Origin of the sequence: Amycolatopsis decaplanina DSM 44594, from assembly GCF_000342005.1 — a bacterium.
Classification (GTDB): Bacteria; Actinomycetota; Actinomycetes; order Mycobacteriales; family Pseudonocardiaceae; genus Amycolatopsis; species Amycolatopsis decaplanina.
Genome location: NZ_AOHO01000071.1, coordinates 71,881 through 89,168, shown reverse-complemented (window position 1 = coordinate 89,168; position 17,288 = coordinate 71,881). Strand labels below are relative to the sequence as shown.

The following is a 17,288-nucleotide window of genomic DNA, read 5'->3' as shown; positions in this document are numbered from 1 at the left end:
GTTCCATTGTAACGACGATACGTGACAGCGTCGCGGCGCGGACCACCACCCGGCGGGCGCGACACGCCGTGCGACCCGCCGAAGTGACATCCGTGGCGCGGATGTCACCGTGGGCGCGTCAGTGCTCGATGCCCTCCACCGCGGCGGCCGCCGCGCCGACGATGCCCGCGTTGTTCTGCAACGACGCGACGATCACCGGTGTGCGGATGTCCAGCAGCGGAACCCATTTGTGCGACTTCTTGCTGACCCCGCCGCCGACGATGAACAGATCCGGCCAGATCAGGTTTTCCAGCACGGAGAGATACCTGTTCACCCGTTCCGCCCATTCGGGATACGAGAGATCCTCGTTGTCCTTCACCGACGCCGCGGCCTTCTTCTCCGCGTCGAAACCGTCGACCTCGATGTGGCCGAACTCGGTGTTGGGCACGAGCTTGCCGTCCTGGAAGACAGCGCTGCCGATGCCGGTGCCGAAGGTCAGCAGCGCCGTCACGCCGCGCCGCGCGATCGGGTCGCCCCAGCGGATCTCGGCCATTCCGGCGGCGTCCGCGTCGTTGAGCATCGCGATGTCGTCCACGCCGCGGCCGAGGCGCTTGGCGAACAGGGCGTCGGCGTCGGTGCCGATCCACTTGTGGTCGATGTTGGCCGCGGTGTGCGCGACGCCCTTCTTGACCACCGCGGGCAGCGTGACGCCCACCGGGCCGTCCCAGCCCGCCTGGCCGGTGATCTCGGCGACGACGTCCGCCACCGCCTCGGGGGTCGACGGCTTCGGCGTGTCGATGCGGATCCGGTCGCCGATCAGCTGTCCCTGCGCCAAGTCGACCAGCGCGCCCTTGATCCCGCTGCCGCCGATGTCGATACCGAAACCTCGGGTCGCCTCCACCACGGACGTGGTCCCTTCTCGCACGATTCAGAAGCCTGCCTCGGAGACTTTAACCGGATGTGGTGACATGACGGACGTGGGAGTTGACGAGACGTTGCTGAAGAGTGTCGCCGAGCGTGTCGCGGGCGAGGCTGCCGAGCTGGTCCACGAGGCCTGGACCGGGATGAACGCGGGCCGCGAGGTGCGGGTGGACACCAAATCCGCCGACACCGACGTGGTGACCGCGGTGGACCACGAGTCGGAACGGCTGGTGCGCGCACGGCTCGCCGAACTGCGCCCGGACGACGCCGTGCTCGGCGAGGAGGGCGGCGGGATCGCCGGTGACGGGGTGACCTGGGTGGTCGACCCGATCGACGGCACGGTGAACTTCCTCTATGGGCTGCCGTGGTTCGCCGTGTCGGTGGCCGCGCAGGTCGGCGGGGTGTCGGTGGCGGGCGCCGTCGTCGAACCGGTCAGCGGGCGCCGCTGGACCGCCGCGCGCGGGCAGGGCGCGTTCCTCGACGGGCGGCCGCTGTCGGTCAACGCCCCGGAGCGGCTCGACCTGACGCTCGTCGGCACCGGATTCGCCTACAAGGTGGAACGGCGGACGAAACAGGCCCGGTTCGTCGCGGAACTGGCGACCCGGGTGCGGGACGTCCGGCGCAACGGGGCCGCCTCGCTCGATCTGTGCGCGGTCGCCGCGGGCTGGCTGGACGCCTACGTCGAACACGGCCTCGGCCACTGGGACTGGGCCGCGGGGGCGCTCATCGCCGCCGAGGCGGGCGCCCACGTGTCCCTTCCCGGGGAGGACGCCGAACTCGGGCCGGACGCGACCTTCGCGGTGGCGCCGTCGATCGGGGCTCCGTTGCGTCAGGCGCTGATCGACTCGGGTGTGGGCGCGATCTGAGGGTTCAGCAGGGGGTTTCGCGGGCGGCCTTCAGCAGCGCCTGGTCGATCACCGGGGCACCGCCGCCCGCCGACTGCTCGCCGCCGCCGCTGCCCTGCTGCGCCTTCGACCACCGCGTGAGCTGGTCGAGGACCTGGCGCGCCTCCGCCTTCGGGCGGATGTCGCCGAGCAGGGTGCCGGTGGTGAGCGTGACCGAAGCGTCCTTGCGGTTGTCCTTGACCAATTCCGCGCACGGGACCACGAGGCTCAGCGTGCGGGCCGCGGCGGCGCCGTTCTCGCCGAAGCGGATCTGGCCGCGGCACTTGGCTTCGGCGTTCTTGTAGGCCGGGTCGACGTCCGGCTCGAGAATCTGGGTGAAGCCGAGTTCCCGGAGCGTGCTGGTGGCGATGCCGCCCTGGCCGCGGACCTGGGAACCGTTGAGCACCTGGACGGCGACCTTGTCCGGCGGGACCGGCGCGCGGTCGTCGAGTCCGTTGTGCGCCAGCGGCGTGTAGGTGACACCCTGCGGCGGGAGGGGCGGCGGATCGCAGCGGACCTTGGCATCGACGTCGGCGTTGCTCGCCACGACGTTCACCCAGACGATGACCGCGCCGAGTGCCATCACCCCGATGACGATGAGCGCGGGCAGCGGCTTGTGCTTGCGATACGGCCTCGCCCCGCGGTCCCCGATGCCGTTCCCCGACGCCACCTGCCAGTCCCTTCCCCAAAGCCCGGATCCCCGGACGGTGCTTCATCTCACCATCGTGTCCGATCAGCCTATGCGTTGCGGCGAAGGCGATCGGCGCGGGCCTCCGGATAGCACCACGCGACGACCACTCCGGGCAAGCAGCCGAGCCCAAGGGGTGAGGTACCCGACGCGGGGGCAACCCATTCGGACGACAGGCGTCTTGACAGCAGGGTTCCCCCTGTTGGGTGACGTAATCCCGTCAATGTCTGACTCGTTGCAGAGCCGGTATCGACGTGAGCTACCCTTCGCGGGCTCAGGCGGCAGTAAGAGGCGCAAAAGAGAGACCTCGCTCACTGCCCAGCCGGGCACAAACAGGGGCGCTGGGACGTTAACCAGCGGCACGAAGGACTCACGAGCCGCGGGCTCGCGGGTCCGGGCCATCTGACATCGAAAGCATCGCAGGGGTGAGGGACTAATGGCGACCGACTACGACGCTCCGCGCCGCAGCGAAGCCGACGAGCTGGCCGAAGACTCGTTGGAAGAGCTGAAGGCAAGGCGTAACGAAAACCAGTCCGGCGTCGTGGACGTCGACGAGGACGCGACCGCCGAGAACTTCGAGCTGCCGGGCGCGGACCTCTCCGGACTTTCCGGGGAGGACCTGACCGTCAAGGTCGTGCCCAAGCAGGCCGACGAGTTCACCTGCTCCGTCTGCTTCCTGGTGCACCACCGGAGCAGGCTGGCGGAGGAGAGTGGCGGACGGCTCATCTGTCGCGACTGCGCCTGAGCCCACGGGCACAGGGGACGGCGCGACAGGGGGCTTAGGGGTCAACAGGAATAAGGGGGTCGGCCGGATGGCCGGCCCCCTTTCCTTTGAAGCACGAGCCTTTGTCTAGGACTTCGAGGCGGGGTGGCGGAGCAGCGCGGCCACCTTCTCCGGATGCCGGGTGCTGAACAGCCAGTACGGCGTCGGGTCGTCCGGGTCGGTGAGCCAGACCCGCACGACCGGGCCGACCCAGCCCCGGTGCAGCACGAAGGCCGCCGGATCGGCGTCGCGGCCGAGCGCCTTGCGCTTCGCTTCCTTGTCGATGACGTCGACGTCGCCGACGAACTTGAGCGGCAGGTGCGCGTCGCGCAGCCACAGCTCCGGCTCGGCGCCTCCGGTCACCTTCACCTTCGACCGGCCGAGCGAGAGCATCAGCGCGATCACCGCGGGGATCAGCACCACGTACGGCAGCCACCCGCGGAGCCCGGGATAGCCCATGTCGATCTCCGCCGCCAGCAGCCCGCCGCCCAGCAGCGGCAACGGCCAGCCCCACCAAGGGACGTAGAGCCGCTCTGAATGCTTGACGGCGCCGCCTTCGGCCGCGTTCACGCTTTCACCCACGCGTTCAGGGTAGTCTCGCCGCCCGTGTCCACCGTTCAGGTACTGCTTTCCCGGATCGATCCTTCGGTCCCCCTCCCCGCCTACGCGCGCCCCGGCGACGCGGGCGCCGACCTCGTCACCACCTCGGATCTCGTACTCGCGCCCGGCGAACGCGGGGTGGTCGGAACGGGTGTCGCGATCGCGCTGCCGCCCGGCTACGCGGGCTTCGTCCACCCGCGCTCGGGTCTCGCCGCCCGTGTCGGCCTCTCGGTCGTCAACACCCCGGGCACGATCGACTCCGGGTACCGCGGTGAGATCCGCGTCTGCCTGATCAACCATGATCTCTCCGAGAAGGTCGTGCTCACCCGCGGCGACCGGATCGCGCAGCTGGTCGTGCAACGGGTCGAACAGGCGGAGTTCGTCGAGGTCGCCGAACTCGAGCCGTCCGAGCGCGGCGAGGGAGGGTATGGCTCCACGGGCGGACACGCCACACTGGGAGCCGGAGCCAGGGAAGGGACGGAGAACTAGTGGGGATTTTCGGACGCAAGCGCGCGGCGAAGCCGAGCGGACGGCACGCCGCGCCGGAGGTCGAGGAGCGTCCCGGTGTCACCGACGCCGCCGACGAGGAGATCGAGCCGCAGCTGTCGGAGACCTCCGACGGCCCCTTCGACCTCGCCGACGCGCCCGAGGACGGCATCCCGCGGATCGACCTCGGTTCGGTGAAGGTGCCGGTGCCCGACGGTTCGCAGGTCCAGGTCGAGATGGACCCGGAGAGTGGCGGTGTCCGCGCGGTGCACGTCGTCACCGAACAGGGCCAGATCACCGTCAGCGGTTACGCGGCGCCGCGGTCCGGTGGGCTGTGGAAGGACGTCAGCACCGAGCTCACCGAACAGCTGCGGGCCGACGGCGCCAAGGTCTCGGTCGGTATGGGGGAGTGGGGGCTGGAGCTGTCCGCGATCGTCGGCGACGTCGCGCTGCGGTTCGTCGGGGTCGACGGCCCGCGCTGGATGCTCCGCGGCGTCATCGCCGGGCCGCAGTCGCAGGCGTCGCAGGCGCCCGCCGTGCTGCGGGAGATCGTGCGGCACACCATCGTCGACCGCGGGGACGCGCCGATGCCGGTCCGCACCCCGCTGACCATCACGCTGCCCGACGCCGTCGCGCAGCACATCGCCGAGCAGCAGGGCTAGCGCGCTTTCAGCCAGGCCAGCACGGTCGCCCGGCCCAGGGATTCCCGGTCCGCGCCGAGGGCGGTGAGCGTCGACTCGCCGACCTCGGCGCGCGGCAGGGCGTCCGCCCACGCGCGGGCGACCTCCACCGGGTGGATCGGATCGTCCACGCACGCGCCGATCCCCGCGGGTACGTCGAGGCCTTTCAGATCCTCGAGTGCCGGGGCGGGATGGGACGCCGCCGTCCGCAGGCTCGCCGCCAGCCCGGCACCGTGCCGCCGCCACGCGCGGCCGAGTTCCGCCGAAAGCCACTCCGGGACACCGTCGGAGGATTTCGCCAGCGCGCCGTCGACCCCGTTTTCGGCCACCAGATCCGCTGACAGCCGCGCGGCGAGCGACGCTGGTGCTCGCCCGGCCGGGCCGTTCCAGGCCGGGAGCGCGGCCAGCAGGCCGGTGCAGCGGCCCGGATTGCGCGCCGCCCACTCCGCCGACAGGTGCGCGCCGAACGAGATGCCGCCGACGAGCAGCGGACCGTGCTCGCCGGCCAGCCTGTCCAGCTCCTCGAGATAGCCGTCCGCGAGACGCTCGCCAGGAGGTGGCGGCGGGGCGATCAACCGGATGCCGAGCGCCCGCAGCGGACCGGAGAACACGCCGCGCACGAACACTTCGTCGGACCCGGTGCCGGGGAGTACTACGGCCGTCGTAGGCGGAATAGCGGAGGTCACGTTGCGATCTTCTCCCAAACCCGTTGTCCTGGTCCGAGCACAGTTACGCTGGATTACGCACGGGCCGTTCAAGTCGGGGGCCCCGGAGCACAGGAGCACCGTTATGCCCGCCAAAGACGGCGGCTACTTCAGCCGGCTGGTCCGCAAGCTGACCAGCGACGTCGAGGATCTCGACGCCGACGATCTGTCCGAAAAATCCGAGGCCGGCGGAGCGCAGCGCGCCTGCGACTGCCGGTCGGGTCAAGAGGTGACGGTGCTCGGCAGACTCCGCAGCGTGGAACTCTGCCCGACCAACGAGGCCGCGACGTTGCAGGCCGAGTTGTTCGACGGCACACAGGGTGTGACGCTAATCTGGCTCGGACGCCGCCGGATCCCCGGGATCGAACCCGGGCGAACCATCAAGGTGCGCGGCCGGATGGCCGAACGTGATGGTCAGAAGGTGCTTTACAACCCCTATTACGAACTTCAGAGCCCTGTGAGTTGATCCCGCATCGTGACTGAACCCGTCGGCGGCGAAGAGAAGACCGAAGACAAGAAGCCCCAGCCCACCCTGTTGGAACAGATGGGCGGGTTGTCCGGACTGTTCTATTCCTCGCTGCCGGTCATCGTGTTCGTCATCGCGAACGCGATCTTCGGGCTCATGGTGGGGATCTGGGCCGCCGTGGGCAGCGCGGTGGCGATCACCGTGCTGCGGATCGTCCGCAAGGAGCCGCTGCAGCCCGCGATCTCCGGGTTCTTCGGCGTCGCGATCGCGGCGTTCATCGCCTACCGGACGGGTTCGGCCAAGGGTTTCTTCCTGTTCGGCATCTGGACGAGCCTGGTCTACTGCGGTGTCTTCGTCCTGTCGATCGTCGTCCGATGGCCACTCGCCGGCGTGGTGTGGAACGCGCTCAACGGCAGCGGCCACGCCTGGCGCAAGGACAAGAAGTCGCTGATCGCCTATTCGATCGCGACCGGCGCCATGGCGCTGATCTTCGGCGCCCGGTTCGTCGTGCAGCGCTGGCTGTACGACGAGGACTACACCGGCTGGCTGGCCTTCGCGAAGATCGCGATGGGATACCCGCTGTACGCCCTCGGCCTGCTCGCCGTCGTCTGGGCGGTGCGGCGGTCGGACAAGNCCCCCCCCGCCTCGGAGAATTAATATCCCAGCGCGGTCCGGATCTCCGGTTCCACGTCCGACGTCGCCACGAACAGCAGCTCATCACCCGGCTCCAGCGGGTCCTCGGGCTGCGGCACGATCACCCGGTCCCCGCGCAGGATCGTCACCAGCGCCGCGTCACGCGGCAGGTTGATCTCGCTGACCGCCTTGCCCGCCAGCGGCGTCTCCTCCGGCAGGGTGAGTTCGACGAGGTTCGCCTGGCTCTGCCGGAACGTCATCAGCCGCACCAGATCGCCGACGCTCACCGCCTCCTCGACCATCGCCGCGAGCATCCGCGGGGTCGACACGGCGACGTCGACGCCCCAGGCGTCGTTGAACAGCCATTCGTTGGCCGGGTTGTTCACCCGCGCCACCACCCGCCGCACCGCGAACTCGGTCTTCGCCAGCAGCGACACCACCAGATTCGCCTTGTCGTCACCGGTCGCGGCGATCACGACGTCGCACTGCTCGATCCCGGACTCCTCGAGGATCGACACCTCGCACGCGTCGCCCAGCACCCAGTCCGCCTGCTCCACGGTATGCGGCTCGAACTGGTCGGCTTCGCGCTCGATGAGCATCACCTGGTGACGACCGTCGATCAGCTCCGCGGCGATGGACCGGCCGACCGCGCCGGCCCCGGCGATCGCGACCCGCATCAGTTCTCCTCTTCCGGTTCGCGAGCGGCGACGCTGGTCACGTCGCTGACGGTGCCCGATTTCGCGGCGACGTACACGACGTCGTCGGCCTGGATCACGGCCTTGGTGTCGGGCAGCACGGCGGTACCGAACCGCATGATGAACGCGACGCGCGCGCCGGTGTTGTCCTGCAGATCGCGCACGCTGTGCCCGACCCAGCCCTCGTGCAACGGCAGCTGCAGGAGCGCCACGCTGCCCGACGGGTCCCGCCACTCCGAGGCGACGCCGTCGGGGAGCAGGGTGCGCAGGAACCGGTCGGTCGTCCACGGCACGGTCGCCACGGTCGGGATGCCGAGCCGTTCGTAGACCGCCGCGCGCTTGTGGTCGTAGATCCTGGCGACGACCTTGTCGACGCCGAAGTTCTCCCTGGCCACCCGCGCCGAGATGATGTTGGAGTTGTCGCCGCTGGACACCGCCGCGAAGGCACCCGCGCGTTCGATCCCGGCCTCGATCAGCACCTGCCGGTCGAATCCGACGCCGACCACCTGCTGACCGTGGAAATCACTGCCGAGCCGCCGGAACGCCTGCTGGGTCTTGTCGATGACGGCGACTTCGTGCCCCAGCCGCTCCAGCGCCGCGGCAAGGGATGCGCCGACCCGGCCGCATCCCATGATCACCACGTGCACGCCCTGCCTCCTTCGTCGTCGGACGTTCACCCGTCCGCAGGTACCCAGACACACCAGCGCCGAACCTACCGTGCGTGCCATTGGCTACTCCACCTTCCTCCCCACCGCCACCCTCAACGGAGACGCTGCGCGCCGCCGTTACTCTTCGGTGGTGTCGAAGTTCCCGACCGTATTGAAGCGGCTCGTCCTCGGACGTCCATTCCGGAGTGACCGCCTCTCGCATACGCTGCTGCCGAAGCGCATCGCGCTGCCGATTTTCGCGTCCGACGCGTTGTCGAGCGTCGCCTACGCGCCTGAGGAAATCTTCCTGACCCTCAGCGTCGCCGGTTTGTCCGCGTACGCCTTCGCGCCGTGGATCGGCGTCGCCGTCGCGCTCGTCATGCTGGTGGTGGTCGCGTCCTACCGGCAGAACGTGCACGCCTATCCCAGCGGCGGCGGTGACTACGAAGTCGCCAACACCAACCTCGGCGGCAAATTCGGCCTCACCGTCGCCAGCGCGCTACTGGTCGACTACGTGCTCACCGTCGCGGTGTCGACGTCGTCCGGCGTGGCGAACATCGGTTCCGCCATTCCGTGGGTGGCGCAGCACAAGGTGATCGCCGCGGTCGTCATCGTGGTCGTGCTGACCGCGCTGAATCTGCGCGGAGTGCGCGAATCGGGCAAAGCGTTCGCGATCCCGACCTACGGCTTCATCATCGGCATCCTCGGCATGGTGATCTGGGGCCTGATCGAGGCGGTCTCCGGAGCCGACATGCGGGCCGAGAGCGCGGACTTCCAGTTGCACGAAGAAGCCTCTTTGACCGGTTTCGCGTTCTTCTTCCTGCTGTTGCGCACGTTCTCCTCCGGTGCGGCGGCGCTGACCGGGGTCGAGGCGATCAGCAACGGTGTCCCGGCGTTCCAGAAGCCGAAATCGAAGAACGCCGCGACCACCTTGCTGATGATGGGTGTGCTCGCGGTGACGATGCTGATCGGCATCATCACGCTGGCGATCATCACCGACGTCAAATTCGCCGAACACCCGGAAACGCAGCTCACCGGCACTCCGGCGGGCTACGAGCAGAAGACGATCGTCGCGCAGATCGCCCAGGCGGTGTTCGCCGATTTCACCCCCGCGTTCTATTACATCTCCTTCGCCACCGGCATCATCCTGCTGCTGGCCGCGAACACCGCGTTCAACGGTTTCCCAGTGCTCGGTTCGATCCTCGCCCAGGACCGTTACCTGCCGCGTCAGCTGCACACCCGCGGCGACCGGCTGGCCTTCTCCAACGGCATCCTGTTCCTCGCCGCTTTCGCGCTGGTGCTGATCATCGCGTTCGACGCCGAGGTCACCAAGCTCATCCAGCTCTACATCGTGGGGGTGTTCGTCTCCTTCACGATCAGCCAGGCGGGCATGATCCGGCACTGGAACCGCTTGCTGGCCAGGGAGACCGACGCGACGGTGCGGCGGCGGATGCGGCGTTCGCAGACGGTCAACGCGATCGGCCTCACCATGACCGGCACCGTGCTGATCATCGTGCTGGTCACGAAATTCCTGCTCGGCGCCTGGATCGCGATCGCGGCGATGGTGGCGATCTACGTGCTGATGACCGCGATCCGGAAGCACTATGACCGGGTCGCCGAGGAATTGCGCGAGATGGACCGGAAACCGGCCGTATTGCCTTCGCGCAACCATGCGATCGTGCTGATTTCGAAACTGCACCTGCCGACCCTGCGCGCGCTTTCCTACGCCAAGGCCGTGCGGCCGGACGTCCTCGAAGCCGTCACGGTGAACGTCGACGACATCGAGACGCGCAAACTCGTCCAGGAATGGGACGACCACAATTTCAAGGTGCCGCTGAAGGTGATCGAATCGCCGTACCGCGAGATCACGAAACCGGTGCTGGACTACGTGAAGCGTGTCCGCGGCGACAATCCGCGCAACGTGGTGACCGTGTTCATCCCGGAGTACGTGGTCGGGCACTGGTGGGAGCAGGTCCTGCACAACCAGAGCGCGCTGCGGCTCAAGGGACGGCTCCTCTTCCAGCCCGGCGTCATGGTGACCAGCGTGCCGTGGCAGCTCGAATCGTCGGAAAAGGCGATCAAACGCGACCGGAAGGCACGTCCGGCGGCCGGCGACGTGCGCCGAGGATTCTCCCCGGTCGTCAAGCAACCCGAGAAAGCTCAGCCCGAAAAAACGAAGGACAACGCAGAATGAGTGTGGACGCGTCGACCGGCACCTGGCTCGGACGAACGATCGAGCTGGAGGTCGGCGCGGTCGCGCACGGCGGGCACTGCGTCGCACGGACGGAGGGCCGGGTCGTGTTCGTACGGCACGCGCTGCCCGGTGAGCGGGTCCTGGCCTCGGTCACCGAGGACAAGGGCGGCTCGTTCTGCCGCGCCGACGCGATCGAGGTCCTGGAGGCATCGCCGGAACGCGTCGAGCCGCCGTGCCCGCTCGCGGCGCCGGGGGAGTGCGGTGGCTGCGACTGGCAGCACGCAACGCCCGGGTATCAGCGTGAACTCAAGGCCGCGGTGGTCGCGGAACAGCTCAAGAGGCTCGCCGGGATCGAGCGCGACGTCGTCGTCGAGGCGCTCGACGGTGGCCCGCTGGACTGGCGCAGCCGCGTCCGGCTCGTCGCGGGCAAGGACGGCAGGGCGGGTTTCCGGGCGAACCACAGTCACCGCGTGATCGCGATCGACGACTGCCCGATCACCGTCCCCGGCGCGCTCGACGACGTCGTGTCGCGGAAGTGGCGGCCCGGCAGCGAAATCGAGGTCACCAAGGACGGCGAGGGGCAGGTGCACCTTCGCGACCTGTCGACGGTCCACGGGAAGACCCGCTCGCGGCAGCTGGCGGGCGGTGTCGCCGTGCAGCACGCCGCCGGTCGCGACTGGCGCCTGGACGCCCACGGCTTCTGGCAGGTCCACCCGGCCGCCGCGGACGCGCTCGCCGCCGTCGTCGCGGAATGGGCCGAGGCGCCGCGCGACGGCGTGGCGTGGGACCTGTACGCCGGTGTCGGCCTCTTCGCGTCGGTGCTCGCCGAGCAGGTCGGCCCGCGTGGGCGTGTCCTGGCCATCGAATCCGGTCGCCGCGCCGTCGCCGACGGCGAGGAGAACCTGGCCGACCTCCCGCAGGTCCGCTGGCGCTCCGGCCGCGTCGAGCACCTGCTGGCCGACGCCCCGAAACCGGTCGACGTCGTCGTCCTCGACCCGCCGCGCAAGGGCGCGGGCAAGGCCGTCGTCGAGTCCATCGTGGAGGGCTCGCCTGACCGGATCGTCTACGTGGCGTGTGACCCGGCCGCGCTGGCGCGCGACATCGCGTTGTTCGCGGAGCACGGATACCGGCTGGTGGACCTGCGCGCTTTCGACGCTTTCCCGATGACACACCACGTCGAATGCGTTGCGTTGCTGCAATGATTCGCGATTTGTAATCCGTCGGAATGGATTGGCTTCGTTCGGCTTGTCCTGGTGTCGTCGTGCTCGCTAACTTGAGTTTCGTGTTCACGAGGTAATGCGGGTACTTCGGACACTTTTCCATTCGACGCGAACGGATTCCGAATCATGGATTATCTTACTTCGGTATGTGGTGATTGCGACGGGAAAGGCTGTGTCGGCTGCGACGGGCACGGCACGATCACCATCGTGGAGGACTGACCGAGTGGAACCGTTGATGCTTCCTCCCGGAGTCACCGCTCAGGAAATCAGCTACCGCAACGGCAGGAAACAAGTCATCTACACGGCGCCTTATCCGTCTGAAGGGCCGGTGCTCGCACGCGATCTGCTGGGCAGGCAAGCGTGGATGTTCATGTACGCGCATTTCGTCTTCACCTGGGTGGAGGGCGCGGTCCAGGTGCAGGTCAGTCATGGAACCCTGAACGGACCGAAGATGCCGCTGTGGAATGGGGTGAGTATTCCGGCCTGCTGGTCGGGTCCCGCGCTGGCCGAGTTCGGCAAGGCTTGGGCGCTTGAGCAGATGACCGGGATTCGGGGCACTCCGGCCGTCGTTTCCATTTGAGGTTTCTTCAACGATCTGAAAGATGCTTTCGCCGCATGTGGAGGTGTGGTGAGTGTTCGGCCGGGCGGTCGTGAGAGGTGAATATCGGTCGTGCCGCTTGTGGCGCATCTGGATCTTCCGCGGTCCGAAGCCCGTTATTGAGGGGTAAGGCAAACGAGGCGTGTCCTGTTGGCGAGCCTCGTGAGTGGTAAGGACGGTTCTAACCGTCCTTACCACTCACGAGCCCACCATGGTCCACCTGGGCCGGCCATCCGCCCCACCGCCGCCAACGTCGCGAAAGCCACTTTCGGGACATCCAGCGTCGCGAAAGTGGCTTTCGCGACACGCCCCAGCACCACGCCACGATTGCCTTACCCCTCAATAACTCGCTCAGCTTCGTCGCGGCGGACCCAGGTGTAGTAGGTCCGGCGGTCCAACCGGGCTCACCCGCCCCGGTCTCCTATAGTGATCAAGAGGCCCGAGTGTCGACCATCTCCGTCAGTTTTATATGACGTTAGAACGCGACTTACCGCTCACGACCCGCCTAGTCGAACCTGGGCATGTCGAGGAGCCCGTCGCCGGCGCGGTCGGCGGGCTCCTCGGGTTGTGCCAGGGTCAAGTCACGACGCGGTGGAGGGTGTTGCGCCGCGGCGCCTGTAGCGGGTCGAGGTATTGGGGTGGCACGAACTCCGGTATCCCATCCGGCGCCATCCGAACCTGCCAGTCGCCGTGGTGGATGAGCCGGTGGTGGAAGCCGCAGAGCAGGACCAGGTTCCGCAGATCGGTGGGCCCGTCGTCTGCCCAGTGCCGAATATGGTGGGCGTGACAGTGCTTCGGCGCTCGATGGCAGCCAGGGAAAGCGCAACCACCGTCGCGGATGTTCAAGGCCCGGCGTTGTCCGGGAGTGACGAAGCGTTTCATCCGTCCGACATCGAGAGGCTCACCCGCGGCGCTGAGCACCACAGGGATCATCAAGCAGTCGCAGGCGGCCAAACGGGCTTCGCGGGCGTGATCCGGCCGACGAAGTCCAGGCAGGCTTTCCCGACCCCGGTCTTCAGGGCATCGAGTCCGACGGTGACGTGCACCAGCGTGCGGTAGCCGGAGGTGCCCGGCTGGTCGGGGCAGGCGATGGCGAGGTCGAGGAGGTCGGCCCACGCGTCGCCTCGGCGCTGGGGCATGGTGCGGTGGTCGGCCTGGCCGAACTCGTCGATCGGACGCTTCGCCCCGTAGGCGTCCAGCGCGGCCGCGGTGCGGGCGCCGGTCTCGGGGTCCAGGAGTCCGGACAGTTTCCAGAAGCCGTCCTTGCGACGCTCGACGAACACCTCGCGGCGCGGAGGGGTGGGTTCGGGATCCTTCGGCTCGTTCCCATCGGGGTCGAGGTGTGCGAGCAGGTCGGCTCCGGCCTCGGCGATCTCTTTCGGTCCGGCGTCGCGGGCGAGATCGGCGAGGATCTTCTCCGCCCCGGCTCGTTCCTCCGCGGGCACGTCGGAGGGGATTTTGCGGAGGATCTCCAGGATCAGGTCGATGTGCTGCTCTCCGAGCGCGCCGTCGTCGGCCGCGGCGGCCGTCGCGGGCGCGAACACGGCACCCTCACCACCGACGCCCGGCGTGCGGTTCAGGGGCAGGGCCCGGTTCACCATGTCTTGCGCGTCACCCCGGGAGATCCGGGCGACATCAGCGAGCCATGATGCCGCGCTCCCATAGCCGAACAAGTCTTCCGCGCCCCGCGACTCGATCTCGGACAGGTATTTGCCCAACCCGGCAGAGGCCACTCTCATCACCTGCAGCAGGTGCGTCACGCCGTGGGCAAGCTCCAGCTTGCCGGCGCGCCACAGCTCCTGCGGCAGTTCTGGAATGGTCGTCTCGGGCACGTCTCCATATTACCGAAATATTCCGGGAAATCATTCGTAATTTTAAGCAACAACGGTAATTGTGCATTTGCCACTGATGAGTGATTAGGGTGTCGGGCATCGTGACGCTCGTGAGTGGTTAGGACGGTTCTAACCGTCCTAACCACTCACGAGGGCCGCGACCGGGACACGCCACGTTTGCCTTACCCCTCAAATAGAACAACGACTTGCCACAGACGTCGAGGAGTTGTGAAGCTAGGAGCGCGCGTCTTCCTTCAGCATGTCCGCGCACCGTTCACCGATCGCCATCGTCGTGATGCACGGGTTCACCGCGACCAGGAACGGCATCGCCGAACCGTCGGCGACCCGCAGGCCTTCGACGCCGCGCACGCGCAGCCGGGCGTCCAGTACGGCCAGCGGGTCGTCGTCACCGCCCATTTTCGCGGTGCACGAGGGGTGATAGACCGTGTTGTGCGTCTTGCGCAGGTAGTCCGCGATCTCGTCGTCGGTCTTGACGTCCTTGCCGGGCGCCAGTTCCGTGCCCGCCCATTCGTCCAGCGCGGGCTGTTCGGCGATCTTGCGCGCCAGTTTGATGCCGTAGGTCATCACGCGCATGTCGTGCTCGTCGGTGAAGTAGCGCGGGTCCACCTTCGGCTTGTCCCGGTAGTCGCGGCTGCGCAGCCGCACGGTCCCGGTCGACCGTGACCGGGTGACGTTCGGGGTCAGGCAGAAACCGTTCTCCGTGGTCGGATATCCCTGCCGGAGGGTGTTCATGTCGAACGGCACCGAGCCGTAGTGGAACATCAGGTCCGGCCGGTCGAGGCCTTCCTTCGTGGTGGTGAAGATGCCGATCTCCCAACATTGCGTGGACTCGGTCGTCATCGGCTGGAGCGCATCCCACTGGATGACGCCTTCCGGGTGATCCTGCAGGTTCTCGCCGACACCGGGGGAGTCCACCAGGACCTCCACGCCGACTTCGCGCAAATGCTCAGCGGGGCCGATCCCGGACAGCATCAGGAGTTTCGGCGTGTCGATCGCGCCCGAGGACAGGATCACCTCGCGCCTCGCCCGCAGCCGCACACCGTGGATCAGGTCGTCGGCCAGGTATTCCGCACCGGTGCAGCGTTTGCCGTCGAATAGCAGCCGTCGGACGCGGGCACCGGTGATGATCTCCAGATTCGGCCGCTTGCCGATGATCGGATGCAGGTACGACACCGACGCCGAAGACCGCGTGCCGTCCTCGCGCGCGTTGATCTGGAACCAGTTCGCCCCGTGCGTCACGGTCTTGCCCGAGTTGAACTCCGTCCTCGGGATGCCCGCCTGCTCGCACGCCTGCAGCAGCGCGACGCCGGTCGGATCGTTCGGCGGCACCGAGCGGATGGTCACCGGGCCCGACCGGCCGTGGTGGTCACCGGGTCCGTCGTTGGTCTCGAGACGTTTGTACAGCGGGAAGATGTCCTGGGAAGACCAGTCGGGCAGGCCGAGCGAAGCCCACTCGTCGAGGTCTTCCGCCGGTGCCCAGAACGCGATGCACGAGTTGTGCGACGAGCAGCCGCCGAGCACCCGCGCGCGGGCGTGGCGCAGGAAGGAGTTGCCGGCTTCCTGCGGTTCGACCAGATAGTCCCAGTCGTAGCCGGATTCCAGCAGTGCCATCCATTTCGTCAGTTCCAGCACCGCTGGATCGTCCACATCGGACGGACCGGCTTCCAGGAGCGCCACGGTGACGTCCGGGTCTTCCGAGAGTCTCGCCGCGACCACCGAACCCGCCGTCCCGCCGCCGACGACGATGTAGTCGAACTCTCCGGTCACTGTGCTGCCTCCTCGGGATGTGCTTCCGCGGCGTGATCGGCCAGGACGCCGCTCTTGTGCCGCAGGACGAACCAGTAATACGCGAAACCGGCGACCGCCACCGCGCCGACGAACAACACGGCCCCCCATTCGAGGTACCAGTGATACGGCTCGGTCGCGTTGTAGACCTCGCGCCGCGGCCAGGCCAGGTTCACCACGATGGCGCCGCCCCACAGAACGCCGAGGATGTTCACCGGCAGGCCTAGTTTGCCGAGCGAGAAGTACTCGGTGCCCGCCACCTTCGGCGGCGGCCACTGCCCGCGGAAGCGCTTGACCAGCATCGGGACGGTGACCAGCAGGTACGCCAGGTAGATCATGATGATGCCGATACTGGTGATCACCGTGAAGATCTGTGGCTGGCCGACGTTGACCACCAGGATCAGCACCGCGATGACCCCGGAGACGATCGCGGGGATCACGGGCGTCTTGGTCTTCGGCGACACCCTCGCCAGATGCTTCCCGGCCGGCAGGTTGTTGTCGCGGCCCATCGCGAACATCATCCGGATCGACGCCGACTGGACGGCCAGGTTGCATACGGTGATCGCGATGACCACGGCCAGCAGGAAGATCGTGCCGACGGTGCTGCCGAGCACGTCGAGGACGATGAACTGCAGGCCGCCGGTGGCGATCTCCGGGTTGTCGATGTCGCGCACGGCCATCAGCGCCAGCAGCAGGATGAGCCCGCCGATGACGAACGACGCGATCAGCGCGCGCAGGATCGCCTTGGGCGCGTTCTTGCGAGGGTCGTGGGACTCCTCGCCGAGCGAGCTGGCGGTGTCGAAGCCGTACATGACGTAGGTCGACGCGAGCGAGGCGACCAGGAACGCCCCGAAATAGCCCCACGGCTGGTCGGCGCCGGTGTCGTTGGTCTGCATGACGACCTCGGGGCCCCGCGTGATGTTCACCGCGAGCGCGACGATCAGCAGGACCGCGGCGATCAGTTCGATGAACACCCCGGCGCTGTTGATCCGTGCCATCAGCTTGACGCCCCAGGCGTTCACCAGCGTGGTGAACACGATCAGGACGGTGCCCAGGATGACCGCGTTCACCGCGCTGTCCCCGGAGAAGGAGAAGAACGACGAGATCTGGGGGAGCGTGATCTGGTAGGCGAGCGCGACGGCGGCGATGGTGACGATCGACGCGGTGAGCATCATCCAGCCCGCCAGCCATGCCACATGCGGGCTGCCGAGCCGTTTCGACCAGTTGTAGATCGAGCCGGCCACCGGGTAGTGCGCGGCCAGTTCGGCGAACGACAGCGCGACCATCAGCTGGCCGACGAACACCATCGGCCACGACCACCAGTAGGCGGGACCGCCGAAACTGAAGCCGAAGTAGAACAGCTGGAAGGTGCCGGTCAGGATCGAGATGTAGCTGATCCCGGCGGCGAAGGTGTGGAAGTTGCCGAGGGTTCTTTCGAGTTCCTGTTTGTAGCCGAAACCGGCCAGGCCGTCATCGGAAGGAGTGCTCATCG

17 protein-coding genes and 1 pseudogene are annotated in these 17,288 nt (G+C 67.8%); 9 read left to right on the top strand and 9 right to left on the bottom strand.

Annotated elements, in window-relative coordinates; translation table 11 throughout:
• Positions 1–118 precede the first annotated feature (118 nt).
• Complete coding sequence (ppgK, locus tag H074_RS28695; RefSeq protein ID WP_007033575.1) at positions 119–880, bottom strand: polyphosphate--glucose phosphotransferase; 762 nt, start codon at positions 878–880, stop codon at positions 119–121.
• Positions 881–947: 67 nt separating this feature from the next.
• On the opposite strand from ppgK, the gene H074_RS28690 reads away from it, so the two are divergent.
• Complete coding sequence (locus tag H074_RS28690; protein WP_007033574.1) at positions 948–1,766, top strand: inositol monophosphatase family protein; 819 nt, start codon at positions 948–950, stop codon at positions 1,764–1,766.
• Between the two features lie 4 nt (positions 1,767–1,770).
• Here the strand turns inward: H074_RS28690 and cei are convergent, their stop codons facing one another.
• Positions 1,771–2,454 (bottom strand): envelope integrity protein Cei, encoded by a 684-nt coding sequence (cei, locus tag H074_RS28685; RefSeq protein WP_007033573.1) that lies wholly within the window; start codon positions 2,452–2,454, stop codon positions 1,771–1,773.
• Positions 2,455–2,908: 454 nt separating this feature from the next.
• Here cei and H074_RS28680 point away from each other — a divergent pair, with 454 nt between their 5' ends.
• Positions 2,909–3,217, top strand: coding sequence for a DUF4193 domain-containing protein (locus H074_RS28680; RefSeq protein ID WP_005164528.1), 309 nt, complete (start codon positions 2,909–2,911; stop codon positions 3,215–3,217).
• 105 nt (positions 3,218–3,322) lie between these two features.
• Here the strand turns inward: H074_RS28680 and H074_RS28675 are convergent, their stop codons facing one another.
• Positions 3,323–3,817, bottom strand: coding sequence for a DUF3093 domain-containing protein (locus H074_RS28675; RefSeq protein WP_007033572.1), 495 nt, complete (start codon positions 3,815–3,817; stop codon positions 3,323–3,325).
• 24 nt (positions 3,818–3,841) lie between these two features.
• On the opposite strand from H074_RS28675, the gene dut reads away from it, so the two are divergent.
• Positions 3,842–4,324, top strand: a complete 483-nt coding sequence (dut, locus tag H074_RS28670) for a dUTP diphosphatase (protein WP_007033571.1) — start codon at positions 3,842–3,844, stop codon at positions 4,322–4,324.
• Positions 4,324–4,983, top strand: a complete 660-nt coding sequence (locus H074_RS28665) for a DUF3710 domain-containing protein (protein WP_007033570.1) — start codon at positions 4,324–4,326, stop codon at positions 4,981–4,983. Before dut ends, H074_RS28665 begins: the two co-directional genes overlap by 1 nt.
• Here the strand turns inward: H074_RS28665 and H074_RS28660 are convergent.
• Positions 4,980–5,687: an alpha/beta fold hydrolase gene (locus H074_RS28660; RefSeq protein ID WP_200865826.1), complete on the bottom strand. Its 708-nt coding sequence runs from the start codon at positions 5,685–5,687 to the stop codon at positions 4,980–4,982. The two genes, H074_RS28665 and H074_RS28660, sit on opposite strands and share 4 nt — an antisense overlap.
• 103 nt (positions 5,688–5,790) lie before the next feature.
• Between H074_RS28660 and H074_RS28655 the strand changes: the two genes are divergently transcribed.
• Both H074_RS28655 and H074_RS28650 read left to right on the top strand, forming a co-directional pair.
• Positions 5,791–6,171: an OB-fold nucleic acid binding domain-containing protein gene (locus H074_RS28655; protein ID WP_005164535.1), complete on the top strand. Its 381-nt coding sequence runs from the start codon at positions 5,791–5,793 to the stop codon at positions 6,169–6,171.
• Between the two features lie 9 nt (positions 6,172–6,180).
• Positions 6,181–6,828 carry a DUF3159 domain-containing protein gene (locus tag H074_RS28650; RefSeq protein WP_007033568.1) on the top strand — a complete coding sequence of 216 codons (648 nt, stop codon included), beginning with the start codon at positions 6,181–6,183 and terminating at the stop codon, positions 6,826–6,828.
• On the opposite strand, the gene H074_RS28645 is transcribed toward H074_RS28650, so the two are convergent.
• Together H074_RS28645 and H074_RS28640 are read right to left on the bottom strand one after the other, a co-directional pair.
• On the bottom strand, positions 6,825–7,481 hold the full coding sequence (locus H074_RS28645; protein ID WP_007033567.1) for a potassium channel family protein: 657 nt from the start codon (positions 7,479–7,481) through the stop codon (positions 6,825–6,827). The two genes, H074_RS28650 and H074_RS28645, sit on opposite strands and share 4 nt — an antisense overlap.
• The gene (locus tag H074_RS28640) at positions 7,481–8,146 is read right to left on the bottom strand and encodes a potassium channel family protein (protein WP_007033566.1); all 666 of its coding nucleotides are present in this window, start codon (positions 8,144–8,146) and stop codon (positions 7,481–7,483) included. Before H074_RS28640 ends, H074_RS28645 begins: the two co-directional genes overlap by 1 nt.
• Before the next feature lie 151 nt (positions 8,147–8,297).
• On the opposite strand from H074_RS28640, the gene H074_RS28635 reads away from it, so the two are divergent.
• From H074_RS28635 to H074_RS28625, 3 genes are all read left to right on the top strand, one after another.
• On the top strand, positions 8,298–10,340 hold the full coding sequence (locus H074_RS28635) for an APC family permease (protein WP_200865825.1): 2,043 nt from the start codon (positions 8,298–8,300) through the stop codon (positions 10,338–10,340).
• Positions 10,337–11,542, top strand: coding sequence for a class I SAM-dependent RNA methyltransferase (locus H074_RS28630; protein WP_007033564.1), 1,206 nt, complete (start codon positions 10,337–10,339; stop codon positions 11,540–11,542). Before H074_RS28635 ends, H074_RS28630 begins: the two co-directional genes overlap by 4 nt.
• A 241-nt stretch (positions 11,543–11,783) precedes the next feature.
• A complete protein-coding gene (locus H074_RS28625) occupies positions 11,784–12,140 on the top strand; it encodes a hypothetical protein (protein WP_007033563.1) in 357 nt (118 codons plus the stop codon).
• Positions 12,141–12,734: 594 nt separating this feature from the next.
• Here the strand turns inward: H074_RS28625 and H074_RS28620 are convergent.
• The 3 genes and pseudogenes from H074_RS28620 to H074_RS28610 all read right to left on the bottom strand — a co-directional run bounded on the left by H074_RS28620 (position 12,735) and on the right by H074_RS28610 (position 17,286).
• Positions 12,735–13,990 (bottom strand): annotated as a pseudogene (locus H074_RS28620) (HNH endonuclease signature motif containing protein).
• Positions 13,991–14,224: 234 nt separating this feature from the next.
• Entirely contained in the window at positions 14,225–15,778 is a 1,554-nt protein-coding gene (locus tag H074_RS28615; RefSeq protein ID WP_007033561.1) for a GMC family oxidoreductase, read from the bottom strand.
• Positions 15,775–17,286 carry an APC family permease gene (locus H074_RS28610; protein WP_007033560.1) on the bottom strand — a complete coding sequence of 504 codons (1,512 nt, stop codon included), beginning with the start codon at positions 17,284–17,286 and terminating at the stop codon, positions 15,775–15,777. The genes H074_RS28615 and H074_RS28610 overlap by 4 nt, the downstream gene beginning before the upstream one ends.
• Positions 17,287–17,288 lie beyond the last annotated feature (2 nt).

What these genes read in the sequence shown, in the direction of transcription:
- H074_RS28610 (WP_007033560.1), bottom strand. Translation starts at nt 17,286, where the DNA reads ATGAGCACTCCTTCCGATGACGGCCTGGCCGGTTTCGGCTACAAACAG.
- H074_RS28655 (WP_005164535.1), top strand. Translation starts at nt 5,791, where the DNA reads ATGCCCGCCAAAGACGGCGGCTACTTCAGCCGGCTGGTCCGCAAGCTG.
- H074_RS28645 (WP_007033567.1), bottom strand. Translation starts at nt 7,481, where the DNA reads ATGCGGGTCGCGATCGCCGGGGCCGGCGCGGTCGGCCGGTCCATCGCC.
- H074_RS28630 (WP_007033564.1), top strand. Translation starts at nt 10,337, where the DNA reads ATGAGTGTGGACGCGTCGACCGGCACCTGGCTCGGACGAACGATCGAG.
- H074_RS28680 (WP_005164528.1), top strand. Translation starts at nt 2,909, where the DNA reads ATGGCGACCGACTACGACGCTCCGCGCCGCAGCGAAGCCGACGAGCTG.
- H074_RS28690 (WP_007033574.1), top strand. Translation starts at nt 948, where the DNA reads ATGACGGACGTGGGAGTTGACGAGACGTTGCTGAAGAGTGTCGCCGAG.